This window comes from Kineosporia corallincola (assembly GCF_018499875.1).
Classification (GTDB): Bacteria; Actinomycetota; Actinomycetes; order Actinomycetales; family Kineosporiaceae; genus Kineosporia; species Kineosporia corallincola.
Map to the genome: position 1 here is coordinate 34,403 of NZ_JAHBAY010000010.1, position 24,575 is coordinate 58,977.

Consider the following 24,575-nt stretch of genomic DNA (forward strand, 5'->3'; position numbering starts at 1 on the left):
ATGGGTTACGAGATTCTTGCGCCGCATGCGGGCCGCCGGTACTTGTCGACGGTCCGGGACTATCAGCGGCGTGTGACGGCCCGGGTTGCTGAGGATGCGATCGACCGTGCTGCTGATGCGGCGATGATGGATGCGGCGGTGGCTGCCGAGGTCGTGTTCGTCGAGACGGGTGTACAGCGGCCTCTTTTTGTGGGCGGCCGGTGGCTGGTCTCGGACGGTGTTTCGTGGCGGGAGGTTCCGGCGCCTGGGGATGCTCCGCTGGAGATCCGGGTGGGCCGGTGGGTCGCGTGAGTGAGCGTCGTGGCTTGGGCCTGGTGATCGCGGCATGCGCGGTGGTGGTGATCATCCTGGTGTGTGTGGGGGCGCTGACGGGCTGCTCGGATCCATCGCAGACACGGTGTGATGGGACGACGCTGGTGTATGTGGCGTCGGACGGTGAGGTTCAGGCGGTTGTGCCGGGCGGGTGTGGGGGTTGAGTTTCTGGACCCCGGAGCCTGACGAGCCGCCGCTGTCGTCTACGGTCACGGGTGTGAGTGACGCGGACGAGATCCTGGGGGAGGCGTGCCCGGAGTGTGGGTGGCGGCGGGGTTGGCATCGGCCGGCGATTGCGTTGGGTGGGGTGTCGGCGTGCTCGCGGTGGGTGCCGGGTGCTGAGCGTGGTGAGCATCTCCCGCCGCCGGAATCACCGTCAGGGGATGCATCGGGCTGTGACGCTGCGGCAAACTGACGAATGGCCCCGCCCCTGGTCGAGGGGGCGGGGCCATTGTCAGGTGGGGCGCCAGTCTGGGTCGTAGGTGTCGGCGTGGCGTTTGACGGTGATCTGCCCGTGCCAGACTTGCTGCATTCGCCAGGATTGGATCATGAGTTCGCGGCCGACCTGCTCAGCCTCACGGTTGTCCAGGGATGGCCGGTTGCAGGTGATGCCGTCGGGTGTGATCTCGATGATCCACGTGTCGGTGTCGTCGAGCTGCCAGGCATGAGCGAAATGCCAGATCGCGAGCACGCGGGATTCGTTGCGGGACCAAGTCAACACGAGGCCAGAGTATGCGAGCCCGCCCGCTCAACCCGCAGCTCGACGGCGCCGATGACGCCGCCATGACAATCATTGATCAGCCCACCACCATCGGAGACCTGAACGCCCGGCACTTGGGTTCGCGAGTGGTGATCTCGCCGGCGTCCGGTGACTCGGTGACCGGGACCCTGGTTTCCGTGCGGCACATGGCTGTGCCGGGTGGGGATCCCCTCGTGTCGGTGATCGTCGAGGTGAGCGGGCGAGACTTTGACCTGAACGAGCTGCCGCCGACCACGCGCGCGACTGTCCTCAGCTAGAACGAGATTCCCCCAATTGCCCGGCGAAAGATCCACCGTTCTCCTGGTCCAGCTGCAAGACCTGTCGAGCTCGGAGCGGCTCCACTTACCGTCGGGTCATGAAATTTCCGCCGCCACTCCACCAGCTGACGGTTCCGGACAAATTGCCGGAAGCAATGCCTCCACCGCTCACCGACTCGATCCAAGTGTTCTTACGGAAGAACGAAGATGGTCGGCAGCAAGTCGTTTTCCGGCCCGACGAAGACACCGAGATCCGGATCATCGCGACTGAGCGCATGTTGAAAGCGTTCGCTCTGCGAGACGACCTGCCTGACCAAGTTTTCCTTGCCGTCATAGCACGGTTGATTATCGATTGGGCGGCAACGAGCGGGGCCGAGGGTTGAGCACCGTAGGTCCCTCTTGCTCCCGGATATTAGAGACTGCCGCAGCCACCCGCTGCCCAAAGATCATGTGTCCTCGGGCAGTTAGATGCAGTCCATCCGGGAGGAATTCGTTGGTAGGGATCCAGTCCAACGCCGAAACGTAGTGCGCTCCAACAGCCTGCGCTGCTGAGCGAAGAGCGGAGTCGATCTTCCTGGCTTCGCCCGGACCGCGCGCGGGCACAATCGGAGGACCCACAAGAAAAACGTCATGGGCCGGCCAGCTCGCCAAAACGAGCCGTGCCGCTGCCTCGACCTCTGTGGGGTTGCTCCGCTCGTCATTGAGTCCGCCTTGGACGACGACCGGACCTGAGCCTGTTAAGGGTGGGTCCTCAGTGAATGGCTTGCCCAGGCATCCCCGGGAAACAAACCCTGCACCGGGGCGTCCATACACATCGACCAAGACGCCGAGCCGGGATCCGGTGACGTAGGGCCAGGTCTGCTGATGGTCCTCTTGGTATTGTCCGGCCGCATAACTATCTCCGAACACCAGCAGGTACTCACCAGGCGATTTTTCGGTCGCCGAGTTGCGGAGCGCCTGATCGTGGGCCGCGAGCTCTGCTTGATGGCAGGTTCGTTCGGCGGACCGGCGCGCAGAAGCTCGGGTCTGGACCCCGTACAAGACAGCGCCGGCAATCGTCAAGGATGCCAGCGCTGAAATGATGATGGCCCTTCGTCTGAGTGAAGGCACCTGCTGGAAGCTAGCGGACGGCTTTGCAGTCCCGTCGCTTGATGAGGCTGAATGGGTTGAACGGTCCATATGTCAGGTAACCTGTGGCTTGTGGCCCAGCCAAGGTTCAGGCTGTATAGGTGCAGTCACACCACCTGCGACTGATCCAGATCGTCGTTCCGCCGCTGGCGATCGTATCGCTCTACGTCTTCTCCTACGTGGAGACCGGCGGCTTCCCGAGTTCGATGCAGGTCGTCGGAGCAGCCCTGATCGCCATCGAAACCCTGAGCTTCCGCATCGTCCCCGCAGAGGGGACATGACACCCGATCTCATGTGAGCGGCCGACCCCCTGACCGTCCGTAATGCTTAGACTGATCGCAAGGCTCCCCTGAAAGCCGCCCCCGCCCACCAGACTCGCTGAGTGCACATGCTCAGGTCTAACCCACACGACGTCCACAAGCCCAGCCCTTTGAAGGGCCGGCCAACGGTTGTCCTGATCCTCACCTGGTTCACGACCGTGCAGTGGTCAGGCGTGATGATTGGCCCGGCCCAAGTCAGCGACCTAGTCCTTGCGGTAATCGCCGCGATCATCGTCGTCGGACCGCGCCAGGCTGGGGCCCGGTCGGTGCCCACTGGAGCATGGGTTATGCTCGCAATCCTGTGCGCGGCGAACATGATTGCGCTCATCGCGCCCCCCGAACCGTCTTGGTTGACCATGCGGTTTACCAGTGCTGGCGGCGGTCAAAGTGCTACGCGGTCGGGGTTAGGTTCCGCTGGCCTCGGTGCCTGGGCTGTGCCATTCAAGCTACTTCTTGCGACGGTAGGCGCCTGGTCGGTTCTCCAGCGTCTACATCAGCTGCGGCCCGAGTCCGCACGCCGTCTTTTCGGTTATGCCTGGCTCGCTGGTTCTGTTGTCTCGGCTGCCGTTGCGTTCGGCGAGACCAAGGGGCTCGACCTCTCGGCTTGGCTCGCGCAGCCCTTTGGGGAGCAGACACGCGCAAGTGGCCTTGCCTTCTACCCCAACAGCGCGGCCCTGTACTTCGCAACGTCCGTGCCTGTGTCTGCCATGCTTCTGCGGCGTCGGGCAACGTTCGTACCTGCGATCGTCGCGCTAGTCGTGCTATGGGCGGGCCTGGTGGCGGCTGACTCCCGGATTGCCTTGGCCGCTGCCGCCGTGGCTACGGCGCTTCTCCCGCTCTTGTGTGGCCACAAGCCTGGTCGCGCCGCATTGATCGCCTTCTTCAGTATCTGCTTTGGAGGGTTCATTGCGATACCGGCACTGTCTTGGATCACGTCCAACACTCGCCTCGCTCCCGGCGCAGGATCAGGATCGGACGTCGGCCGCGACATGGTGAACCAGCAGTCCGTCCTCGACTTCCTGCACTCCCCAATCTACGGCCTTGGATTCTCTGACGGCGGTGGTGGCATCTCAGTGCCACTCAGCGTCCTGTCGTCCAGCGGAATCATCGGCGGCTTGGGGGCTCTCGCGTTCGTCGGTTGGGCCGTACACGTTGGGATAGCGGGCTGGGCGGACGGAGACGTCCGCATCATGCTCGTCGCGGGCGCAGTCGTCTTGGCTGTGATGTGTTTTCAGAACAACCTGGTCGATCGTGGCCAGTACATCGCGCTCCTGCTGGCCGTACTGTGGTCTCGGCAGTACCGAGCACCGGCTCTCAACCAGGACGTCGGCATAAGCGCCTGGCGGGTACCTATGGGAGCGTCTCGTACTGGGTGAGGATCCAGCCATTCGCGGTTGGCCCGGACGTCGGCCGACGCCACTGGTAGCGCAGCTTCACCTTGTCGGTGGTGATGATACGCAAGTTGGTAGTTCCGCACTTGATAGTGAGGGTGTTGGTGCCATTGACTGCTCCATCGGATAGGACCTCGAAGTATTGTCCGTTGAAGAGGTTGTTGGGGTCCGAGGGAAGATTAAGGGCTCGCGGCGCCGTGAAAACCGTCTGATAGGTGAGGATATTGGGTCCTCGCCAGGTTGGCGCGTAGTCCGCGTCGCCGAGGTCTCTGCTCAGCCTGGGCATGATCTGGTCTGTGACGGTGAGTCTTTCGCTGCTGTCTGAGCTGGCTGAGTTGGTGAGTGGGATGTCGCCAGTCTCGCCAATGTCGATGTAGCGGCCGATTCTTACGGCTGCTCCGCCGCCTATGTTGACCGCTGCGACCGCGCCGGCGCCCTTGTTGACGAAGGCGCTGACGATGAGATGGCGGATGTCCAGGTGCGAGTCCCAGCCGCCGTCTGATCCTTGGGCGGTAACGAGATAGGCGACACCGCCGCCTGCGATGTCGCGGTCGAAGACGTCGCCGCCGCCGATCCAGAGGTTGTCGATCTCTGCTTTGGCGTTGGTAGAGAAGCGAAGAAGTGGGTTGTTGTTCAGGAACTTTCCCTGCTCCAGCTTGATGCTTCCGATGGAAACGACTGAGCCGGAGTTGAAGTCCATGAGGATTTGATGGTTAGTGTTGTGGAGGAACTCGATGCTGTCGATACGGAAGTTGTAGCCGCGGACCGCAAAGACGGTGCTGGTCATGTTGTCGCATGCGGCTTGTAGACGCCCGAAGGTGTTGTTCGGAACTGCGTTCTGTGTTCCGTACCAGTTGATTGCTCCTCCGGTGAGTCCTGCTCCGAAGTCCAGGCCGTCCCATACGCAACCCCATGGGGCTACCTGTCCGGGGATGGTTTTGAAGCCGTAGTAGCCATTTTCAAACCGCAGGTTGCGAAATTCACCGTTGTAGGGGCAGTCACTGCACAGGACGCAGATAGCGTCCGTGTTGGTGGCTGGCTGCGGGTTCCAATACGCGAAAGACATGTCACGAAGGTGCCAGGAGTGCATCGACGATGACTGGTCTGTGCCGAGGTCAAATATCGGCATGTTGTCCGCGAGCTGGGCCATGCGCGTTACGCCGCGACCCAGACCGCGCAGGCCCCACTCGGGCCGGCGACGAAAGTTGATCTTCCCGTTGATTCGGATATCACCAGGAGGTAGCACACCGGAGCGCCTATTGCTTGTCAGGTAGTCCACGAACGACTGCATGGCAACAGTATTCGCCGTCAAGGCGGCGGACGTGGTGCCGCCGTTGGCGACGACACCGAACATCCGCGCATCGACTTCCCCTGCCAGCGCATAACGCTTGTCCGCTTGTCCGCGGCTGAGTGCTGGCAGCATCAATACCTCACAGGATCGCGGTCGCCACAAGCTGAGCCATGTCGAAATAGCCCGGAGCGGTTGGATGGACGGTATCGGAAAGCAGTCCGTTGGCGGCCATGGTCGTGCCGTCGACGAACCGCGGGTAGAAGTCGACGACCGGCAGGTCCCTAGCGTCGGCGATCTCGTACAGCGCCTGTCGGTGGGCGCTGTAATCGGCTGCCACGTTCCCCGGGATGGCGGCGCAGAGGATGATGTCGCCCGGGCTGGAGAGATAGCCGATGAGCGCGTTCAGGTTGGTCTTGTATGTCGCGGCGGTGACCGGGCTGGCGCCGGCGACCTCGTTCGTCATCAGTGAGATGAAGGTCGCCGCTGCGGGGACATTGTCGTTCAGGCACTTCAGTGTGCCGAACGGCTGCGAGGTGGGCGATCCGAAAGTTGATGCCTGGGCACCGAAGTGCGCGAACGAGTTGAAGTTCAGCGCGGTCGCGGTCCTTACGCGCACCGAGCAGAAATACGTGCCTCCGGTAGTGACGGCACCGAAAACCACCGTGTGTGTGGTGTTTGCGAGTCCGGTCACCCGGTACACCTTCGTCACCTGGGTATTGGTTCGCGTGATCGTGACCGGTGCTGCGCCGTCAATTGAGACCGTGAAATCAGCTGTGGTGTCGGCGTAAATGACCTCGACGATCGTCCCGGAATTCGTGGATGTGTACGTGAGAGTTGCACCGGAACCGCTGTTGGTCTTCCACACAAGGGTTGGTACGCCTGATTCCGTGCTCCACGTGCCCACTTCGGTGAACCGCGCATCTTTCTGAGCGCCACCGTTGTGGCGGATTACGTACCCCTCACCGGCGGCAGACAACCCGCGCGTCAGGAAAGCCTTCCGTAGCTGAGAGGGCCAGTTCCGCTCCCCGTAGTCGTATGGCGATCCGATCCCGGACCCGACCGTGATCGAGTCACCGATGAAGTTGATGTTGTATTCGCCGGTCACCCCGGCGCATGCCTTGCCCGCAGCGGCACGCAGCCGCGTCAGGTGCTTGGGCTTCAGGTTGTAAACGGAACGCCCGGCGTCCCAGGCGCCCGCCATGCTGGCGACACCCGGTGGTACCTGGCGGGCACTGAAGGACTTGGTTGCCTGTGAACGGGTCAGGGGCGGGAGGCTCATTCGTATTTCCCTTTCGATCAGAGGGCTGCGTGCGACCAGCCGGTGAAGCGGCCTGTCCCGTTGGCGTTGTAGTTGTAGATGCCGCACTGCGGGCCGGAGTACGTCGAGTCCGTCGCGGTTACCGTCACGCCGTTGTAGGTGGCGGTGATCGTCGTCCCGGACTTAGTCACGCGGAGCTCGGCGCCGGAGGAGTACGTCACTGCCGCGGTGGCCAGGGCCGGGCCTGGGAACGTGGATGGTCCGGTCCTCTTGCTGATCATCAGGTTCGTGCCGGCACTCACCCAGCACAGGTAGCCAGTCGTGTGATCCGCGGAGCCGGCCACGAGAATTCCCCATGCAGCCGTGGACTGCAATGAGTGCTTGAGCCGGTAGTCACCGTCGGTCTGGCCGTCATCCAGGGTTGCCGAGTACGTACCGCCGGTACCTGCGGTCGGGTAGGCGCCGTCTGTCGTCCTGGTGTAGGCGACGGTGTTCGGCATCGTCCAGGTGTGGCCCTGGGTGTCAGTTCCCAGGGCGCCAGAACCGGTCAGTGGGTCGGACGAGTAGATCGTGGCGACCGCGCCAGCCGTGACGGCGGACGACGGAGACGATGATGTGGTGCCCACTGCGTTCGTCGCCTGCACCCGGACGATGTAGCTGGTCCCTGCGGTGAGGCCGGTCGTGATGGTTGCTGAGGTCGCGGTGCCGCTGACCGTGAGGGCGTCGGTCCATGAGGTGCCTCCGTTGCTGGAGACCTGGATCTTCTGACCGGTCAACGCTGATCCACCATCGGCACCGAGGGTCCACGTGACGTTGACCTGGCTGCCGGTCGTCGCAGTGACGTTGGTGGGTGCTGACGGCGCGGTCGCGGTTCCGCCGGTCGTGACTGCTACGGAGGTGGGGCCGAGCCGGTTGCCGTTGGTGTCGTAGGTGATGCCCGAGGCTGCAACCGTTTTGGTGGTTCCTCCGCTCACCCACGTCACTGTCCAGGCCGAGTAGTCGCCGGAGGTCAGCGTGAAGGTGAACGCGCCCTCCAGGCCGTCGGTCCACAGCACGGTCCCGGTTAGCGGTAAGCCGGTCGCGGAATCCGAGGTGGAGACGGTCTTCACCGCCCAGTTACCTGCGTTCTTCAGCCAGGTATCTGTCCCCGGCCCCGAACTGCTGCCGCTTCCTCCGACGGCGGTGGCCTTGGTGAGGTCGAGCGCGCCGCCGGATGAGGTGTAGGCGCTGGTGATCCGGTAGATCGCACCGGAGTAGGTGACGAGGTCCCCGATGTTGTATGAGCGGCCGTCGGCGTAGTCGGCTGAGCGACTGGCAAAGCTTGACGTGAGAGCGGTCTGGGTGGCGACGGCTGATGCGATTGTGGCTGCGCTGACGTCTCCTGTCTGGCCGGCGACGGAGGAGACCGCTCCGCCTCCGCCGCCGGATCCGCCGAGGGATTCCCAGATCCCTGGGTCGGTCGGGAAGAAGGACTTCTCACCGTTGGCGGGGACGACAGAGGTCCCGTTCAGGGACCCATCGAGGGTCTGCCCGGTGGGAGCCTGCACGGTGGCAGTGTTCACCGATGCGTCTTCACGTAAGAACGTGATCTTGCGGCCTGTCGCGAAGTTAGCCGGGAGAACGAAAGTTTCGCTTCCCGCGCTCACATTCCACAGGTAAACCGGGTTCGACCCGGATGCGGGCATCAGTCGGTACGGCATGGGCCCCTCCAAGGGCATCAAAATGGCCGTCCCGAGCTTCGGGACGGCCTGACCAGAAACGCTTTTCCTTATACGAGCGGGCGCCAGATGATCCGGACCGAACCAGGAACGCCCGCAGAACCATCACCACCAGCGCCGCCCGTACCCGCCGCGCCCGAAAAAGCGCCACCACCACCAGAACCACCACCACCGCCATGACCACCCGACCCCGGCTGAGCGCCCGACGGGCGAGCCTGACCCGCCCCGCCCGGGAGACCGTTAACGCCCGTCAACCCGGCCGTGGGGGTCGCGACATTCGAGCCCGCCGAACCACCCACACCACCCGCGCCGTCGTCGCTGCCGCCCGCGCCCGGGCTGCCCGTGCCACCACCGACCGAACCGGTGTCGTCGCGGCGAGCACCCAAACCACCGCCACCACCGCCAGCACCACCAGGCGGAAACAGGGAAGCCTGGAACGGCGCCGCAGCACCACCCGCCGTACCAGCACCGGCCACGCCGTAATTACCGCCCGCGCTACCAGCAGCCGGGCTATTCGACCGGCGGCCCGCCCGACCCCCCGTACCACCCGACGGCGCCCCACCAGTCGTGAAAGCCGGATCCGCCAGCTCACCAACCCCCGCACCAGCCGCGCCACCACGACCACCCTGACCACCAGCAGCCGTGAAACCCAGACACGACGACGCGCCGCCGCTGCTGCCGTTGCTGCCGTTCGCGCCGGCCGATCCGGTCGCGTTCGCGCCCGGCGCTCCACCGGCCCCGCCTGCACCCCCGGAACCCCCGGCGCCGCCAGCGCCCACCACAGCCGTCACGGTCTGGCCCGGCGTCACGGAGATCGCTTCCGCAAGAACGAAATACCCGGCGCCACCGCCAGATCCAGCAGAACCCCCGCCACCGCCGTACGGGTTCGCGGCATAGTTGGAGTAGTTGTCGGACGCACCGCCGCCACCGCCACCCCCGCCACCGCCGCCCGGGCCACCACCCGTCATCGCGACCGTGACCGTCGTGACATTCGGCGGGACAGTCCACAAGTGCGTGCCCGGTGCCGTGAAGACCGCTGCCTGCGACAGGCCCGAGTCCAGCTCCAGCCCTGCGACCTGCGCCTGCAAAGCCGCGAACTGGGCCGCCGAAACATACTGGTACTGGGGGACGAGTGCGACCGGGGACGCGTCCTCAAGCTCCGCGATATCCACCGTCGCGGGCAGACTCGACGGCAGCTGAAATCGACGTGTCTCGCTGATCTCCGCGAGGATCGTCATCTCCCACACCCAGCCCTGCGGTTGAGCGTCCGGGTCATCGGTCACCGACAACTCGACGGAGAACGCGCCCGAGACCAGAGTGGCGAAAATCGGTGCCGGAAGAATGGTCACCGCGCTCGTGACGTCCCGCACCAGCGCGAGCGGCAGGAACCTGACCTTGCCCGCCGCCGGAGTGCCATCCGGCAACAGGACCGTCCCCGTAACGATCTTGCTTGAAAGCGTAGGACTAACAGGCACCCTCAACCACCTACCCTAAAACCCGGACACCCGGCGACAACACCGCGACCTGATCCGCAAGACGCTCCTCAGCAACCTTTAACAGCGAACCCAGCTCCACCGAAATCTGCACACCATCCACGCCGCCGCGAGCCGCGACCTGCTGCACACGCCACAACTCCACCCCGTCCCCAGCCGCGACCGTCGGCAACTGATCCCCAGGCCGGTACGTTACCCACGGCACCCAATCCGCGGAATCCGCGAGCTCGTGCGACAACTGGACATCCGGCGCCGCATGCGCAGCCAGATACAAGTCACCAGCCACAGCCGGATCCACCGCCGAATCCGTTGGCTGCTGCAACAGGGTCATGCGCTGACGACGGCCCGGGAGCGCCTGAGACCGGATCGTCGGGGGAGTGGCCTCGTCCCCGGCGACCTGCACGTGCGTCGCGACCGAACGCCTGGACCTGGTGACCGGCGCCGACAGAACATCCCCGCCAGGCTGCAACACGCCCGGCAAACTCGACAGGAGACCGTTCGGCGCGTAGATCCGCAGCTGGCGGCCGACCATCCGCCACTCCATGAGCCGCGCATCGGTCAGCTGCTTCATGATCGCGAGCAGGCTCTTGTCAGCGTCGTAATCGACATTGAAACTGGTCGGCCACGGGTTCCCGGACGCATCCGCCGTACCACCGCCGAGCAACGTGACGCCCTGAAAAAATCCCGCCGATTGGCCGGCCGCGAACACGGTCGCGACCACGTCGCCCGGGTTGCGGTTCTCGAACGTCACCGCCCCGTCGAGAAACCACTCGTCGAACACGGCGGCCAGGCCCCGGCATGCGACCTGCCTTAGCTCGCTCCCCGGGTGGTCCGAAACGCCAGCCCACGCGTCATCGTCGGCGACGAACCACATGTCCGGCGCGCCCGCCATGAGAACCCGAACCTGCCGGTCGGCGTCCACGAGAAGGTGCTCGGCGCCGACCGTGTCCAGCGGAAGGGTCAGCGACAGCGCCCCGACATCACAGAGCACGTCCGAGATCGCCCAGTCGGTCACGGCCTCCAGAACCGACAGCCCTGCCGCTCCGGTCTCGTTGTACACCTGGAACACTGGGGAGATCATCGCAGCCACTTCCGTCGCGAGCGGACCGTCACCGAGAACGCCGACGTCTTCCCGGGGGCTGTGATCTTCAGTGACGGGCCCCGGGACTCATCAGGCGCTGGGCTGATCCGCAGCAGGCGGGACCCGCCGAACCGTATCGACGTGATGATCGACGCCCCGGCCAGTGTCGCCGCGAACCGCCCGCCCGGCTGAACCACCAGCGTCTGCCCCGAAGTCAGCGCCGACGCGTACGAAAACCCGAGCCCAGTCTCGGCGTCCACCACCGACAACGACGAACACGCGCCGGTCACCGAAATCTCGGCGTCGGCGCACGAACCCGACTGACCGCGAAGCGAAAACACCTCAACTGTCTGCGTGCTCGGCCCATCCGTGTCGTACGGCAGGCGCGAAGTGAGCTCGTCGACATCCTCGAAAAACCCGCCCAGCACCAACAGTGTGAACTGGACCTCGCCATAGCTGTTGCCCTGCCTGGTCGGAGCGATCTGCCCCGTGACCCGGCACTGCGCCCGCCGCACCGACCCATCCGGGTACACGCGCCGCACCAACAGAGGCCGATGACGGACCCCGACCAAACGCAGCAACCGATCCAGATTCGCCTCAAACAACGCCCGCTGCGCCGTACCCGACGCCGGCAACACCCACTGGAACCCATCCCACCGCGCACCATGGACACCCATCTGAATCGTGCGCGTCCCAGCAGCCGTCAAATGCGGGCGGAACCGCACCCCATCCAACCCCAGCAGCTCCTGGTCGTCGCCGCGCTCGGCCGCGACGTCATCCCACCCATCAGCGGTGATCATCGTGCCGATGTCGCCCAGGTAGACGCCGTCGATCCACCAGCCCTCGCCCGGGACATCCGTGACGATCGGAGACGCCGTCATCCTCGCTGCCCAACCAGCCCATACAACGCTAGCTTCCGCATCCCAGACGCCAGCGAGTCACCAGCAGTCTCCGGCGCCGGATTGGTGATGTTCTGAGTGACGACCACCGGCTGACCACCACCCCGACCAGCACCGTTCGCCCGCAGATCAGCCCACTGCGCCGCAGTGAACACCGGCTCCGGCCGGCCCGTCGCATTCATCACCGTCGTCAGGCCCGGAGGCAGGTAGCCACCGCTGTCATACTTCGTGGCCTCAACGAAACCTCCATCCCGGAAAGGGTTCACGGCGTCCCCTAGAGCGTCCTTCGCAGCATCCATCAACGCGATCGGCGCCCGCGAAACCAGCTGACCCCACGGCGAATCCGTGATCGAATCCAGCCGCGCGAGCGGGCCCTTGAACAGGCCCGCGATGTCCGGCAGCGGGTTCACCCAATCGAAGAAACCGCCCGACCCCTTGCCGCCCGGCAGATCGGCCAGATGGTAGACCTGCGGGAACGTCGTCACCGGTCGCGCCTGAGCACCCACGTGGATACCGGAGGCTGTCGATGCTGCCTCGAACGGGAGCCCAGCTAGACGTCCAGCCATGTGCACGCCCGGGTCCACGCCGATCGTGTAAACACCCTCACCGGGCGCGAACCCGAGACCACCAAAATTCGCTGCGGTCGTGAAATACCGCGTGTTCCGGGCCTTGTCCAACACTCGCGCCCACACCTCGCCGGCGAGACCGGAGCAGTCGAAACCGCCGGGCCCGACCGCGCCCCAGATGTACGGGAGCGGGTCAACCGATGGCAGCCAGTCCACGGTGTCCTGGATACGCCTCGCGAGCCCGCCGTCACGGAATTTCGCGATCCCGCCAGGGTCCCCGCCGATAGACCCCCCGCGGTTGAGGTAGTCGAAGAATGACCGCCCGAGACGGCTCACGACGTTGGCTTGGATCACGTACTCGCCGTTGCTGAGCATGGCCGGGATGAGGTCCTCCCGTGGCCCGCCTGGCCCGCTGATGTAGCCGCCGTAGGCGCGTTTCTGGACCTGGAGTGATTCTGGGACCGGGACCTCGTCGAGCTTGTCCAGCTTGAAGAACCCGGCGACCTTGTTGAACGCGCCGATGATGCCTTTGTTGATGACTGTCTCGATCACGAAACGCACCGGTGCGGCTGCGATTTCCCGGACTTTGTCCCACGCCCTGCCGATGGCGTCCACGCCGCGCCGGAATCCGTCAACGACCTTGTCGGAGATGTAGTCCTTGACCGCATCGAAGATCGTCTTGATGCCGTACTTACCGGACCAGATCTCTGTGACTGCCGTCTTCAGACCATCCCAAATGTTCGACAGGCCACGGACTTCCCGATCGAACGCCGCCGCCACATGGTCACGGATCCACGTCCAGACAGCCGAGAAGACATCCTTGATCCCTGACCACGTCTCAGAGATCGCAGTCTTCAAGCCATCCCAGACACCGGCCACCTTTCCCAACTGCGTCTTGAAATTCTCGACGACGTGATCCCGGATCCACGTCCACACCGCCGAAAAGAATCCCTTGATGGCCTGCCACGTGTCGCCGACCGCGTCCTTGAAATTGACCCACCCGGCGGCGATCTTCGCCAACTGCGCCTTGAAGTTCTCGATCACATGATCGCGGATCCACGTCCACACCAGCGAGAAAACAGCCCGGATCAGACCCCACGTCACGCCGATCGCGGTGGCGAACCCCGACCACGCGCCCGACAGGAACCCGATGCCTTTCTCAAATGCGGCCGGCAACGTCTCGACGATGAATTTCCCGAACGCTTCCAGGACTGGGCGGATGATGTCCCATGCGGCCGAGATGATCTGCTGGGTTTTGGCCCAGATCAGATCCACTGCGCCACGGAAAAATTCGGATCGCTGGTACAGCTCGTAGAGGGCGACGCCGAGAGCGACGAGACCGATGATGATGAGAGCGACGGGGTTCGCGGCCATCGCAATGTTCATGATCGTCATTGCGGCTGCGACCGCGCCGATCGCCACCGCGATACCGATGATCACCGACGGCGGAAGGCTAGAGATGAAGTCTGCGAAACCCTCAATGACCCGCAGCACGATCGGGCCCAGCGGCGCCAACGACTCCAGGATGTGACCGAAAGCCCGCCCGATCGCGCCCAGCGTGGCCATCACCTGCGGACCAACCTCTTGGATGTACGCGATGAAACCCTGGAAGCCGCTGTTATTTTCGGCGTTAGTCCCGAAATCCGAGAACGCCTGAGTGAGGCTCTCCAAGCCCGTGAAAAAGTCCTGCGTGACCGGGTCGAACGCCTTCACCAAACCCGCGAACCCCTGCACCAGATCCCCGATGATCCGGCCAATCTTCCCCAGCAGGTCCGGGCCCACATCACCCACGTACCCGAAAAAATCAGTCCAGAAAGGCCCACCGAGCGCCTTACCGGCCTCACGAGCCAGGTCACCCATCGTCGTCGCCAGGTCCCCGACGAACGTCGTCAACCCCGGGATCAAAGGCTTCAGCTCCGCGAGACCATCCTGCAACCCCGGCAAGAACCTCGCCTGCGCCGCATCCGACAGCCCAGAGAACTGCGGAAACAGCTCACCCGTCAAGAAATTAACGAACCGGCGGCCCTCCGGCGTGAGCGCCGCCATCTTGTCGCGGACCTTATCCATCGCCGCGCCACCCGTAGCACCAGCAGACTGCGACGCCTGCTGAACACCACGCTGCGCCGAAACCACCGCCTGCTGCGCCGAAACAATCGACTCCGCCGACCGGCGCTGCTGCTGCGCCGCGGCATCCACCGCAACCGCCACAGCCCGCTGCGCATCAGCAACCCGCCGCGCATCATCCGCCCGACGCCGAGACGCAGACCGCTCCGCATCCGCCACCCCACGCTGAGCATCAGCAACCTGTCGAGCCGAATCACCCGCAACCACAGCCTGATTCCGGGCCGCCTCAGACGCCGCGTCCTGGGCGTCCTTGACACGCTCCTGCGCATCCACGACACCCCGCTGAGCGTCAACGACGGCCTTGGAACCCTCGACACCCGCCGCATCCGCAGCAGCTTTCTCCTCAGCCAGCCGCGCATTCTCGCGGCGCTGATTCTCCAGGCCCTGCAAAGCTTCCTCGACCGCAAGCTGGGCACGCTGACGCTGCAAATCCGAAGCCTCCGGATCAGCCATCACCTCAGCCAGCCGCTCCTGCGCCTCCTGCACACGCAGCACCGCGTCACGCTCATCCAGCGCGCCGCCGGCCACACGCGCGGCAAGGTCTTCGGCGTCTCTGGCAGCCTGCTTCCTGGCGTCGGCCAGGGCCCGCTGCGCATCCAGAGCAGACCGTTGCGCGTCAGCGACACCACGCTCGGCGTCCTCAACAGCCCGCCCCGCAGCCTCGACATCGTCGGCGGCCCGCCGGACCGCATCCGCGAGCTGCCGCTTCGCGTCCGCGACCTTCCTGGCGTCATCGACCCGATCCCGGGCCGACTGCCGCTCCGCGTCCCGCACCGACCGCTCAGCATCAGCGACCTGGCGCGCCGCCTGCACCGCAGCCACCCGAGCGTCCTCACGAGCCGACGCCAACCCCCGCTGCGCCTGCTCGACCGCATCCATCGCCGCGGCCATCTGCAAGTGCGCCGACGTGGCACCACGCGCCGACTGCGCCGTCTGATCCTCCGCAGCCTTGATCGCCTGGACCGCGGCAATCACCGGCGCTAGCGCCAGGACCAGGACCCCGACACCACCGGCAGCGACCAGCGCCCCGGTAGCGATCGCGGCCATCGCCCCAGCACCAGCAGCACCGACCGGGATCAGGGCCGGCCCGAGCAGCGCGGCGGCACCGATGAGGGCGAGCATCCCGGTCTGCGCGCCCACCGCGTTTCCGCGCATGAGCGCGAGCTGAGCGGACGCCCCCGCCGTGTCGACGTCCACGTCGATATTGACGCTGCGTCCGTCGAGGCGGCCTACCTCGACCGCGAACCTCCGCAGCTCGGCACTGGCCCCCGCCGCATCCGTCCGCACCTGGAGATCCGTGGTGCCCTTGCCGAGATCCCTCAGCTGGTCCTGGATCCGGCGGATCTCGACCAGCGCGGTCCGCGCGTCAACGTCGACGCCGATGCGCTTGTCCTGGAGCTCGCTGATCCGTCGGCGGATATCGGCGATCTTCCTGTCCGCCTGAGTGGAGTCAGCGTCGATCTCCACATCCGGCAGCGACCGGAACGCCGCTTCCAAGCGTGCTTTTAGCGCCCGGCCGAAGCTACCGCCGTAAGACTCACCGTCACGGGTGCCCTGCGAGGTGGACTCCCGTCCACCCGACCGCAGCCCGTCCCTGACCCCACCCGCCATCTCCCTCTCGGCAGCGGCACCGAAGAGCCGTCCGAACTCCTGCCCGATCTTCGCGGCTTCCGGGTTGACCTGAGCTGCAACACGTCGGGGGAACTGCCGTGCGTCCGGGACGATGTCGACGGAGACAGACCCGACGGTGATCTCACTCATCGGATCCACCTCCCATCATCTCGTCGAGGACCGCTTGGACTTGGTCGGGTTTCGGTTCGGCGCCCATGGCCCGCTGCCGGGCCTTGAGTTCAGCGATGACCTGGAGGCTTTCGGACCCAGACGTGACGAGACCAGATCCGAGAAGACCCCCGGACACTCCGGGCCGGGGGACAGGATCCGGATGCTTCGGGGCCTTGCCCTTCTCCGAATTCACCGTTGCGAGAAGCCATTCGATACGCCGAAGCGCGTCGACCTGAGCCGCCGCCAGATGATCCGACGACGACCAGCGGCCCCACGATTCGGCCGGCCCGAGAGCCTCCCGGTAGACGGCCGGGTCCATCGCGTCACGGGCATCCGTCTTGAAGTGCGACTCGGGCGGGAGACGGTCCATCCAGACGCGGACCTTCCGCCACGTCAGATGAGACCGCCCGTTGTCCGGCCGCCACAGGTCACCGAGATCGGCGCCGTAGTAGTGCTGGAGATCAGCCTCTAGCGCCTCTGCGTGCGCGCGAACTGTCGCCTGGAGGCCCGGTTCCCAGCCGCTGCCTCGCCCGTCGCTTTTCCCACAGCACGGAAGAACGCCTGCGATTCGCCGAGTTTCGGGTCCTGGTCCCGCCACTCGTCCCAGGCATCCCAGTCCGTCTCGGCCAGGACGAGTTCGGCCCACGTGTCGAAGTCGCCGGCCTGCATGGCGTTGAGCGCTGACTGTCGCCACTCGGACATCATCGGGACGTTCACTGTCTTGCCGGTGGGCAGTTCGACGGCGACGGTCTTGACGGGTTGTGGCCCGGTCTCCACGGCGACATCGGTTTCGATCGGCGTGATGTCGGGGTCGGCGAGCTGTTCGGCGTGGAGTTCGGTGGGGGTCTTCACGCCGTCGGGGTATTCGGGTTGCACGGTCATTCTGGTTCTCCCCTGGATTGTTTCCCCTGGTTGGTGTTGGGGCGGGCGCGGCACCCAGGGGAGGTCATGCCGCGCCCGCGATCATGGGTCAGGCGGATGCGAGGGCCGGGACGTGGTGGAACGTGGCCACGGAGACGCCCGCCGAGTTGGCGTACGCGGTGAGGGTGACGCCGTACAGGATCGCCTCGCCAGCTTTGATGGTGAAGGAGTCCTTTTCGGTGACTTCCGCGCTGGGGCAATACTTTCGGATGCGGTTCGGGCCGTCGACGAGATCGAACACGCACGCGTACCGCTGTGCGCGGAACTGGCCCTCGGTTGTGGTCCAGTCCCCGTTCTGGTCGGGGTAGACCGCGCCGTCGCCGGTCAGCGGGAGACGGTTGTAGATGCTCGTGGAGATGGGGTTGGTTTCCAGGAAAACGACCTTGAACGTCGTTGTTTCGTCGGTGACGATCTTCCGGGCCACCGCGCTCAGACCGTACGCCTTCACGTCATTCGACGAGTTCGACAGGTCCGCTGACAGGCCGTCCTCGGAAACCAGGCCCGGAGAAACGAACCCCGGCGCGCCCTGCGTCGTCTGCGTCACCGCGATCGCCGGAGACGTGCCACCCGTGAACGACCCCGACGCCGTCACACCCGCAAGATCCGCCATCCCGAGCGCACCCCGGAACGTCACCACATAGGGAGTCGCCGGGCCAGGACCGCCGCTGACGGTGATGTTCTGAGTCCCACCGATCGTCGACAGCGCCCCCAGGGCGCTCCGGACCGCTGAAGCTGTTGCGTTGTAAGGGATCGCGGCCGTCGTCTGCCCGGCATACGACAAGGTGAACGTCCCACCCGTCGGCGAACCAGTGATCGTGATGGTCTGCTGTTCGTTGACGCCAGCGGTCAGCGCGGTCGTCGCGTTCGTCGGGGCGGTCGTCCCGGGCGGCGCGAACCAAGCCAGCTCGGCGCCCGATGCGCCGGCCGCGCCGATACCGGCGAGAATGAGATCGGTGTTGATGCCCACGAGGGCCTCCTCAGGCGTGCGGAAGTGCCCCGGAGCCGTCGGCCCGAGGTAGGTGATTTCCCCTGGTTAGTGGTGGACCCGCGACGGGCGGATCCGGGAATTACTCTGTCCAGCAGCCGGTTTCGCTGATGCTGCGACGAACTCAGCGAACTGTCGGGCCGCGATCTCCTCAACGAAAGCACGAGGCGTCACACCCTGGCCCGGCTCACCGAACCGGCCGATCAGCAACGCGACCACGTCCGGCCACACCGCTTCATCGACAACGATCTGAAGCGACGGCATCAGACACCAACCGAATGCAGCGTGACAGCCGCCGTCGCGCCGACCCGGAACAGATTCGGGTCCGCCACCGGACGCCGCGACGGACCCGAAGTGATCACCACCCGGGCAACCACCGCAGCACCCCGGACCCCGGCGTCGATCGTGGCGCCGAGCAGGTCGAACTCCCAGACAGTGCAGACACTGCTGCATAGGTCGTCGGCCTGAACGAGCGTCAGCGCGAAAACGTCGACGTCGATGCTGGCCTGGTCCAGCGAGTGCCGACGCGGGCCGCCGGACCTCTCGACCCGGATCAGCGGCTGCACGGACAGGACTTCCTGAAGGTTCGCCGGCGCTTCCGTCGCCACGCGGGCGGCGGGGAACCGGAGCGCGGTCTCCTTGACCAGCAGAAGAGGGGCGGAGGGGTACATCAGGACTGCGCGGACGCCTTGCCCTGAGCCGGGACTCGCTTCTTCGGCGCCTCTTCAGGCTCCGGCCCCGGCCCGGGCTCCGGTACGGCCTGCTTCACGGGCGCGTACCGGGCCAGGCCCTCGCTGACCTTGATGCCGGCCAGGTCCCGGGGCAGACGCTCCGTTCGACCCTGCCGGGTCGGGTCGTCCGGCCGGAACACCCAGATGATCTCTACGTCGTCCACTCAGTCTCCAGCTACGTCGAGCGCATCCCGCAAAGTGCGGTGCGCATCCTGTTTTTCGGTACCGAACTCCACGAGCAGAGACTCCGGCGCCGACGCGGTGACCCTGCCGCACGCCCGCGGCGCCTTCCGGCGGGCACGGGGCGGGTCCTCATCGCGCGGACGGATCAGTGTCCGAGTAGTGATGCTGTCCCGGTACTGGCCCGGATGCGAGCCGGTCTCATCCACGGGCGCGGTCTCTTTTGCACGCGCCGCGACCAGCCCCGCGCGTCGGCCCATATCGGCGAGAATTCCCGGCATCACCAACATTTGGGTGATGCCCTGACGGTTGACCGCGAATGCCATCAGCCCGTCACCCGAACCAGCCAAGCGAAAAGCCCACCCTGAGCTCCGGTGATCGGAGACCAATGCGCACGCGGGTCCCCGTCGATCTCCCACACACCTGCCTCGCCTGGCAAGATCACCCTGTCCACCGACGACGGTGGCCGACCAGACCCCGCATGGACCGTAGACTCCGGCATCATCGCCCCGTACCGCGTGTTCGTGGTCGTGGCCCCAACCGGCTCGGCCTCGGTGGTCGATGACGGCCACCACACCGCGCCAGCCACCATGGTTTGCGGCCACGATGCGACGTCGTTGCCGTACTCATCGACGCTCGTCGCTGCCCCGTCCAAGAGGACCAGCGTCCGGGCGTGCGCGTAGTGACTCAGCACCAGCGCCGCTCCGGCGTGAACGCGCCGCCGCCGTGGCACCAGTCGGGCCGGCCAAGCCTGAAAGACCCGATCACGTACCCGCCCACCGACAGGCCACCGTCGGCGGGAGTGATTAGCGCCAGCTCGGCCGGGAGGAACTGTAGCTCCGCACGCTGAGACTGGCCGGAGAACGTCGCTGACTCGGGTCCCACGGTCTGCGTGGTCACCCCGGCAGGGTTACGCAGGACCCTGAGCGCCGCGTCCGTAAGCACCTTCCGGATCAGGATCATCGGCACCGAAACACCAGCGGCAGCAGCGAGACCTGGCACCGAAGCGTCCAAGATCGCCGATCCCTCTTCTAGCAGTACCTCAGCCATCGCGGCCTGCACGACAGAGAGTTCCTTGCCCCACTTGGCTTCGAGGTCTGCGACGGTCGCATACGCCATCAGGGCCTCCTACGTCGAGTGGATAGCAAGAACATCGAGGACCTGACCCGCCGCCACCGCCACCGCGGCCTTCACCGTGATCACGCAACCGGCCGCGGTCTGCGACTTCACAGCTGCTGTCAGCTGCCCCAACCCCGCCGGGCCCTCAACGCTTGGCTTGATCGAGTACGACGCCGACGGCATCGGCGTCGCCCAAGTAAACGTCCGGTCCACCGACGCCAGCAACGCGATCGCCGGCAGACCCGTATCCCGTGCCTGCCGGACCGTCACCGTCGGCCTCAGCTCCAGCGTCGCGACCCTGGCAGCCAGCGCCGACAGCCCGGTCTGGAGAACAGACACCGACCCAGCCAGGCCATCCACAGCAGTCTGGGACGCTTTACCAGCCAGCGCGTTCACAGCGGAAGCGAGACTCGTTTCGGCTGCCGTCACCCGCGAATTCAAGCCGTCGACTGCGGCCTGCGCGGCCTTCACCCCGACCACGGAAGTCAGCGCGTCGAGGGCCTGCTGGGAAGCGCGACTAGCCACCACCGTCGCCAGCGCCGACACCTGTGCGCTGTATCCACCGACCGTCGACGTGAGCGCCGACAAATCCGCGACGACCCTACTGACCGTCTCCGCCGAAGCCTTACCCGCCACGCTCGGAATCAGCGCGTCAACCTGCACGGCCAGCGAATCCGCCTGCTGATGCAACCCAGCACGATCCTGAATCGACGCCTGCATCGCCGACTTCACCGTCGACGCCAACGCCGCCAAATCGTCAGCCCGAGCCGCGACCTCAGACGCCGCAGCACGAGCAGTGTTTGCCACCCGCATCGACGCATCCGCCCGAGCCATCGCCGCGCTACTGCCGGCTTCACCGGCAGCCTTCACGGTCGCGACCTCGGACGACAGCGCGGCGACATCACCAGCCTCGGAACGCATCGACACCAGGGACCGGCGGCCTTTCACCGGTAAGCCGCCGCAGTCACCGAGTACGTCACCGGGACAGCTGAAACCAGCCGGATCAGCGTGTCATTCGATCGACGACGGTCCTCGACCTCAACGATCCCACCAGGACCCAACGCGGTCGTCCGGTCACCGTCCACAGCCGGATCCGAACCATCCACGGTGAAAAACAGCACGGCGTCATCGGCCGCCGACCAGTTCGTGACCTCAGCTGTCAGACGGCGACCAGCGAACGTGACCGAATCGGCCACGCCCGCCGTCGTCGTCTTCCGGTGCACACTGATCGCGTCCTGACCCACCAGATAGTCGGCCATCGTGCCTCACTCGGTCGGGACGCCGGCGTCTTCGAGGTCGCGGATGATGTCGTCTCTGGACGCACCCGGATCGACAGCGACGTCGTTCGCGCGCGCATAGTCAGCCCACGCCGACTTCGCCGAACCCGGGCCCCGCTTCGGAGGGACCTCAACCTGAGGCTTAGATCCCTCCGCAGCCTCGCTAGCCTGCGCCTCGAAATCCTCCGGAGCCTCGACCTTCTCAACCTCCGGCCCCACCATGGTCGGGCCAGGGTCCAGGGAGACACCCTCGCCCTCGGCGTCCTCCTCCGGGGCGCGTACCTCGGCCGCCTCCGAGGCGACCTCATCCACCGGGGGATTCACTTCCGTGATGCCCTCCGCTTCCATACTCGGATCCTCGATCTGGATCGGCTCCGGCTCGATTTCCACAACCTCGGAAACGAGCGAACCGCCCTCTTCGACATACCGGCGGGCATGCTCACCGATCCGGGTGGCGACGTCGGGTGGCGGCATGGTGCCTTCCGCGTAGACCTCGCCGTCCACCGTGACCGCACTGGCCAGAACCCAGCCCATCAGGCGACCTTGACCTTGAACGTCAGGTCCGGGTTTGCCAGGTGCGGCATTGCGATGACGTTCGCGTCCGTCCACACCGAGATCGGCCGGTCCGTGCGGTGCGCCGCCACGACGATGCCCGGCTCGTTGCCGGCAAGGCCGTACTCCGGCTCCTCGGCCTCCAAGGTCTGGCCGACGTTGGTTGCTCCGAGCTGGGTGGCCTCCCAGGCGTCGGGGGCGACCGGCGGGGGAAGCATCAGGATCGAGTCATCCGGCGTGACTCGAGTGGCGACACCGGAAGCGTTCTCGTACTTCACGTCGTACGTGACGATCGGCGGAAGATCGAAGGACTGGAGGATCTGGCTCAGCTTGTCCGGAGAAACGATCGTAGGCGTGCCGGCGGTAGTGCCGAACGCCGACCGCACGGTGGCGTTTCGGGTGAGCAGGCCCCGGACCTTCGTCGAGGTCAGGATGACGCCCGGAGGGACGCCGTTCTTGTCGATGTACTGCTGGTTGTACGACACCAGGTCGGCGATCGGATCCGCGGATCCCGTGTTCGACCACAGGGTAGGGGCCGTCTGCGAATGGTTGGCGTCCCGGCCGAAGTCGATCTGCTGGTAAAACTCGTTCTCGTCGATCGTCAGCGCCGCGTTGAACAGAGCCTCGCCGCGGAGCATTTCGAGGCGTGACTCGAGTTCGATGGCGCAGTCCAGGCCGTCGCGCTTGAGGATCTCGGCCACGTCCGCGTCGATGTCGCCGCGCAGCCGCAGCCGCTCGTACTCACCGACCCGCTTCTGCACCGAGAACGGCGCCATCTCACCGCTCTTGCGCTGCACCTGCTTGCGCTTGCTGATCTTCGGCTCGGCGTCCCAGCCTCGCGCCGAGGCCGCCCGGCGGAGTCCGCCCGTCCCAGACGCGTAGCGGAAGTCGAGATCCTTGAGCGGCCGCGTCGGCAGCCACTGCCGCAGCGCGAACTCATTGACCGGGCGTGAGGCCAGGCTGTCGCGAACGTAGCCGGTGAGATACGCCGGGGTGATCGCGGAAGTCCAGAGAGCCATTCAGGTCACCCCTCTCAGGCGATGGTGGTGTAGATAAAGCGCGGGTTGCCCGACTGCACGCCGGACGTGATGAGCGACTGCGCGAAAGACGGCAGCCGCGGGATCCGGATGCGACCCCGATAGATGTACGAGGCCACCAGGGGGGCCGCGGCGTCGCGGACCGGCTGGTCAGTTAGCAGGTACCCGACGAGCGTCTGAGACCCGTCGGATGCCGCGTTGTTCAGGACCGTGTACCGGCCGGCGTTGCCCCCGGACGTGAACCGGGCCAGCGGGGTGCCACTGGGGATGTAGCCGTCGGGAAAGTGCGTCCCGGCGGTCAGGGTCGATGTGGCGATGGTGCAGGTTTGGGGGACGTCCGTGCCGTCGCGCGAACCCAGCCAGGACTGGTCGCCATCGCCGTACGTCCGAGTTGTGATTCCGAGCTGCATGGCCCGTCCTCTCCGTTCGGGAACGACGAAGGGCGCCACCAGATCGGTGGCGCCCTTCTTGGATCTCCCTTGCGGGAGGGTTATTCAGTTGTCCCGGACGGATCCGGGGGACTAGGTGGCCGTCGGAAATACAGCGGTCCGATTGCCCGGATGCACTAGCCGTTGGCGAGCTGCTTACGCTGTCGCTCCGCCTTCTGCTGGGCTTCGAGGCGACCACGTTCGTAGTCGCCGAGCTTCGCCGATTCGCGCTTTCCGCCGCCCAGGTCGCCGGGGGAGAGCTTCTCGGGGACCGCCGCCTTGTCTGGCAGCGCGTCGATCCACGCCTTCACGGCATCGTCGTCAACGCCGTCGTCGTCGAGGAAGCGTGACAGGTCGCCAGCTACCGTCCGCATCTGCTCGGGCGTCATACCCTTGCGCTCGGCAGCGGCGTCGATCTTGACCCCGACGAGCTGCGAACCGTAGGTCTTACGTGCCTCCGCGAGAGCCGCTTCCCGGCCCATTTTCTGGCCCTCCTCGGCAGCCTTCTTCACCGCCCGTTCCGCCTCGGTCTGCGACGCAGCCTCCAGGCTGGCCTTCAGCTCGTTGGCCTCGGCGAGCTGCTTCTCCATCTCCCGGATCCGCTTCGCCTGAGCACGCGCATCCGGATCGGCCGTCTTGCCCTTGAGCGCGTCCTCCTGCTTGCGGGTCTTGGCGAGGAGGAACTCGACCTTCTCGTCTGCCGTCATCTCGCCGAACGGCCTCGGTTCAGTGACGGACGTTTCCGGGTCTGACTGAGCCTCCGGCTCCGGCGCCGCGAGAGACATTCGCGCGTCACCGTAGATGGCCCGGTTCTTGGCGAAGACGCCGGCCAGCCAGTCCTTTTGCTCGTGGCTCATAGTCAGCTTGGCTGTCGAGGCTGTGGCGATGCGCATTGCTTCTCCCATGCGGGACGTGGGCACCCATGCGGGACAGCCCTGAGGTACACCCGGCGGACCCGGGTGGAT

At 65.7% G+C, this 24,575-nt stretch carries 27 protein-coding genes; 5 read left to right on the top strand and 22 right to left on the bottom strand.

The window, feature by feature from the left end:
• A complete protein-coding gene (locus KIH74_RS22825) occupies positions 1-291 on the top strand; it encodes a hypothetical protein (RefSeq protein ID WP_214158164.1) in 291 nt (96 codons plus the stop codon).
• A 475-nt stretch (positions 292-766) separates the two neighbouring features.
• Here KIH74_RS22825 and KIH74_RS22830 read toward each other — a convergent pair whose 3' ends face one another.
• Positions 767-1,033 (bottom strand): hypothetical protein, encoded by a 267-nt coding sequence (locus KIH74_RS22830; RefSeq protein ID WP_214158165.1) that lies wholly within the window; start codon positions 1,031-1,033, stop codon positions 767-769.
• An 11-nt stretch (positions 1,034-1,044) separates the two neighbouring features.
• On the opposite strand from KIH74_RS22830, the gene KIH74_RS22835 reads away from it, so the two are divergent.
• Together KIH74_RS22835 and KIH74_RS22840 are read left to right on the top strand one after the other, a co-directional pair.
• Positions 1,045-1,329, top strand: coding sequence for a hypothetical protein (locus KIH74_RS22835; RefSeq protein ID WP_214158166.1), 285 nt, complete (start codon positions 1,045-1,047; stop codon positions 1,327-1,329).
• 98 nt (positions 1,330-1,427) lie between these two features.
• On the top strand, positions 1,428-1,712 hold the full coding sequence (locus KIH74_RS22840; protein WP_214158167.1) for a hypothetical protein: 285 nt from the start codon (positions 1,428-1,430) through the stop codon (positions 1,710-1,712).
• On the opposite strand, the gene KIH74_RS39305 is transcribed toward KIH74_RS22840, so the two are convergent.
• The gene (locus tag KIH74_RS39305; protein ID WP_372492116.1) at positions 1,675-2,508 is read right to left on the bottom strand and encodes an SGNH/GDSL hydrolase family protein; all 834 of its coding nucleotides are present in this window, start codon (positions 2,506-2,508) and stop codon (positions 1,675-1,677) included. The two genes, KIH74_RS22840 and KIH74_RS39305, sit on opposite strands and share 38 nt — an antisense overlap.
• Positions 2,509-2,558: 50 nt before the next feature.
• Between KIH74_RS39305 and KIH74_RS22850 the strand changes: the two genes are divergently transcribed.
• Both KIH74_RS22850 and KIH74_RS22855 read left to right on the top strand, forming a co-directional pair.
• The gene (locus KIH74_RS22850; protein ID WP_214158169.1) at positions 2,559-2,738 is read left to right on the top strand and encodes a hypothetical protein; all 180 of its coding nucleotides are present in this window, start codon (positions 2,559-2,561) and stop codon (positions 2,736-2,738) included.
• Positions 2,739-2,839: 101 nt separating this feature from the next.
• Positions 2,840-4,153 (top strand): hypothetical protein, encoded by a 1,314-nt coding sequence (locus tag KIH74_RS22855; RefSeq protein ID WP_214158170.1) that lies wholly within the window; start codon positions 2,840-2,842, stop codon positions 4,151-4,153.
• On the opposite strand, the gene KIH74_RS22860 is transcribed toward KIH74_RS22855, so the two are convergent.
• The 20 genes from KIH74_RS22860 to KIH74_RS22955 all read right to left on the bottom strand — a co-directional run bounded on the left by KIH74_RS22860 (position 4,128) and on the right by KIH74_RS22955 (position 24,503).
• A complete protein-coding gene (locus KIH74_RS22860; protein WP_214158171.1) occupies positions 4,128-5,591 on the bottom strand; it encodes a hypothetical protein in 1,464 nt (487 codons plus the stop codon). The two genes, KIH74_RS22855 and KIH74_RS22860, sit on opposite strands and share 26 nt — an antisense overlap.
• A gap of 7 nt (positions 5,592-5,598) precedes the next feature.
• Entirely contained in the window at positions 5,599-6,738 is a 1,140-nt protein-coding gene (locus tag KIH74_RS22865) for an SGNH/GDSL hydrolase family protein (protein WP_214158172.1), read from the bottom strand.
• A 17-nt stretch (positions 6,739-6,755) separates the two neighbouring features.
• On the bottom strand, positions 6,756-8,417 hold the full coding sequence (locus tag KIH74_RS22870) for a fibronectin type III domain-containing protein (RefSeq protein ID WP_214158173.1): 1,662 nt from the start codon (positions 8,415-8,417) through the stop codon (positions 6,756-6,758).
• Positions 8,418-8,485: 68 nt separating this feature from the next.
• On the bottom strand, positions 8,486-9,859 hold the full coding sequence (locus KIH74_RS22875) for a hypothetical protein (RefSeq protein WP_214158174.1): 1,374 nt from the start codon (positions 9,857-9,859) through the stop codon (positions 8,486-8,488).
• Between the two features lie 61 nt (positions 9,860-9,920).
• Positions 9,921-10,997 carry a hypothetical protein gene (locus KIH74_RS22880; RefSeq protein WP_214158175.1) on the bottom strand — a complete coding sequence of 359 codons (1,077 nt, stop codon included), beginning with the start codon at positions 10,995-10,997 and terminating at the stop codon, positions 9,921-9,923.
• A gap of 8 nt (positions 10,998-11,005) precedes the next feature.
• A complete protein-coding gene (locus tag KIH74_RS22885; RefSeq protein ID WP_214158176.1) occupies positions 11,006-11,890 on the bottom strand; it encodes a hypothetical protein in 885 nt (294 codons plus the stop codon).
• A complete protein-coding gene (locus KIH74_RS22890; RefSeq protein WP_214158177.1) occupies positions 11,887-16,359 on the bottom strand; it encodes a hypothetical protein in 4,473 nt (1,490 codons plus the stop codon). Before KIH74_RS22890 ends, KIH74_RS22885 begins: the two co-directional genes overlap by 4 nt.
• Complete coding sequence (locus tag KIH74_RS22895) at positions 16,352-16,750, bottom strand: hypothetical protein (protein WP_214158178.1); 399 nt, start codon at positions 16,748-16,750, stop codon at positions 16,352-16,354. Before KIH74_RS22895 ends, KIH74_RS22890 begins: the two co-directional genes overlap by 8 nt.
• Before the next feature lie 98 nt (positions 16,751-16,848).
• Positions 16,849-17,262, bottom strand: a complete 414-nt coding sequence (locus KIH74_RS22900) for a hypothetical protein (protein WP_214158179.1) — start codon at positions 17,260-17,262, stop codon at positions 16,849-16,851.
• An 88-nt stretch (positions 17,263-17,350) separates the two neighbouring features.
• Positions 17,351-18,268, bottom strand: coding sequence for a phage tail tube protein (locus tag KIH74_RS22905; RefSeq protein WP_214158180.1), 918 nt, complete (start codon positions 18,266-18,268; stop codon positions 17,351-17,353).
• A 281-nt stretch (positions 18,269-18,549) separates the two neighbouring features.
• Complete coding sequence (locus KIH74_RS22910) at positions 18,550-18,957, bottom strand: hypothetical protein (RefSeq protein ID WP_214158181.1); 408 nt, start codon at positions 18,955-18,957, stop codon at positions 18,550-18,552.
• Positions 18,957-19,181, bottom strand: a complete 225-nt coding sequence (locus KIH74_RS22915; protein WP_214158182.1) for a hypothetical protein — start codon at positions 19,179-19,181, stop codon at positions 18,957-18,959. Before KIH74_RS22915 ends, KIH74_RS22910 begins: the two co-directional genes overlap by 1 nt.
• Positions 19,182-19,523 carry a hypothetical protein gene (locus KIH74_RS22920; protein ID WP_214158183.1) on the bottom strand — a complete coding sequence of 114 codons (342 nt, stop codon included), beginning with the start codon at positions 19,521-19,523 and terminating at the stop codon, positions 19,182-19,184.
• Positions 19,524-19,884: 361 nt separating this feature from the next.
• Entirely contained in the window at positions 19,885-20,316 is a 432-nt protein-coding gene (locus tag KIH74_RS22925; protein WP_214158184.1) for a hypothetical protein, read from the bottom strand.
• 9 nt (positions 20,317-20,325) lie between these two features.
• Positions 20,326-21,237, bottom strand: a complete 912-nt coding sequence (locus KIH74_RS22930) for a hypothetical protein (protein WP_214158185.1) — start codon at positions 21,235-21,237, stop codon at positions 20,326-20,328.
• Between the two features lie 23 nt (positions 21,238-21,260).
• Positions 21,261-21,575 (bottom strand): hypothetical protein, encoded by a 315-nt coding sequence (locus KIH74_RS22935; protein ID WP_214158186.1) that lies wholly within the window; start codon positions 21,573-21,575, stop codon positions 21,261-21,263.
• A 6-nt stretch (positions 21,576-21,581) separates the two neighbouring features.
• Entirely contained in the window at positions 21,582-22,127 is a 546-nt protein-coding gene (locus tag KIH74_RS22940; protein WP_214158187.1) for a hypothetical protein, read from the bottom strand.
• Entirely contained in the window at positions 22,127-23,164 is a 1,038-nt protein-coding gene (locus tag KIH74_RS22945; protein ID WP_214158188.1) for a major capsid protein, read from the bottom strand. The genes KIH74_RS22940 and KIH74_RS22945 overlap by 1 nt, the downstream gene beginning before the upstream one ends.
• Positions 23,165-23,178: 14 nt before the next feature.
• Positions 23,179-23,592: a hypothetical protein gene (locus KIH74_RS22950; protein WP_214158189.1), complete on the bottom strand. Its 414-nt coding sequence runs from the start codon at positions 23,590-23,592 to the stop codon at positions 23,179-23,181.
• Positions 23,593-23,747: 155 nt separating this feature from the next.
• A complete protein-coding gene (locus KIH74_RS22955; protein WP_214158190.1) occupies positions 23,748-24,503 on the bottom strand; it encodes a FliH/SctL family protein in 756 nt (251 codons plus the stop codon).
• Positions 24,504-24,575: the final 72 nt, after the last annotated feature.

What these genes read in the sequence shown, in the direction of transcription:
- KIH74_RS22865 (WP_214158172.1), bottom strand. Translation starts at nt 6,738, where the DNA reads ATGAGCCTCCCGCCCCTGACCCGTTCACAGGCAACCAAGTCCTTCAGT.
- KIH74_RS22890 (WP_214158177.1), bottom strand. Translation starts at nt 16,359, where the DNA reads ATGAGTGAGATCACCGTCGGGTCTGTCTCCGTCGACATCGTCCCGGAC.
- KIH74_RS22950 (WP_214158189.1), bottom strand. Translation starts at nt 23,592, where the DNA reads ATGCAGCTCGGAATCACAACTCGGACGTACGGCGATGGCGACCAGTCC.
- KIH74_RS22900 (WP_214158179.1), bottom strand. Translation starts at nt 17,262, where the DNA reads ATGACCGTGCAACCCGAATACCCCGACGGCGTGAAGACCCCCACCGAA.
- KIH74_RS22885 (WP_214158176.1), bottom strand. Translation starts at nt 11,890, where the DNA reads ATGACGGCGTCTCCGATCGTCACGGATGTCCCGGGCGAGGGCTGGTGG.
- KIH74_RS22860 (WP_214158171.1), bottom strand. Translation starts at nt 5,591, where the DNA reads ATGCTGCCAGCACTCAGCCGCGGACAAGCGGACAAGCGTTATGCGCTG.
- KIH74_RS22940 (WP_214158187.1), bottom strand. Translation starts at nt 22,127, where the DNA reads ATGGGCTGGGTTCTGGCCAGTGCGGTCACGGTGGACGGCGAGGTCTAC.
- KIH74_RS22895 (WP_214158178.1), bottom strand. Translation starts at nt 16,750, where the DNA reads ATGGACCGTCTCCCGCCCGAGTCGCACTTCAAGACGGATGCCCGTGAC.
- KIH74_RS22930 (WP_214158185.1), bottom strand. Translation starts at nt 21,237, where the DNA reads ATGCGTTCCGAGGCTGGTGATGTCGCCGCGCTGTCGTCCGAGGTCGCG.
- KIH74_RS22945 (WP_214158188.1), bottom strand. Translation starts at nt 23,164, where the DNA reads ATGGCTCTCTGGACTTCCGCGATCACCCCGGCGTATCTCACCGGCTAC.
- KIH74_RS22955 (WP_214158190.1), bottom strand. Translation starts at nt 24,503, where the DNA reads ATGCGCATCGCCACAGCCTCGACAGCCAAGCTGACTATGAGCCACGAG.
- KIH74_RS22825 (WP_214158164.1), top strand. Translation starts at nt 1, where the DNA reads ATGGGTTACGAGATTCTTGCGCCGCATGCGGGCCGCCGGTACTTGTCG.
- KIH74_RS22870 (WP_214158173.1), bottom strand. Translation starts at nt 8,417, where the DNA reads ATGCCGTACCGACTGATGCCCGCATCCGGGTCGAACCCGGTTTACCTG.
- KIH74_RS39305 (WP_372492116.1), bottom strand. Translation starts at nt 2,508, where the DNA reads ATGGACCGTTCAACCCATTCAGCCTCATCAAGCGACGGGACTGCAAAG.
- KIH74_RS22920 (WP_214158183.1), bottom strand. Translation starts at nt 19,523, where the DNA reads ATGGCATTCGCGGTCAACCGTCAGGGCATCACCCAAATGTTGGTGATG.
- KIH74_RS22925 (WP_214158184.1), bottom strand. Translation starts at nt 20,316, where the DNA reads ATGGCGTATGCGACCGTCGCAGACCTCGAAGCCAAGTGGGGCAAGGAA.
- KIH74_RS22935 (WP_214158186.1), bottom strand. Translation starts at nt 21,575, where the DNA reads ATGGCCGACTATCTGGTGGGTCAGGACGCGATCAGTGTGCACCGGAAG.
- KIH74_RS22910 (WP_214158181.1), bottom strand. Translation starts at nt 18,957, where the DNA reads ATGTACCCCTCCGCCCCTCTTCTGCTGGTCAAGGAGACCGCGCTCCGG.
- KIH74_RS22835 (WP_214158166.1), top strand. Translation starts at nt 1,045, where the DNA reads ATGCGAGCCCGCCCGCTCAACCCGCAGCTCGACGGCGCCGATGACGCC.
- KIH74_RS22840 (WP_214158167.1), top strand. Translation starts at nt 1,428, where the DNA reads ATGAAATTTCCGCCGCCACTCCACCAGCTGACGGTTCCGGACAAATTG.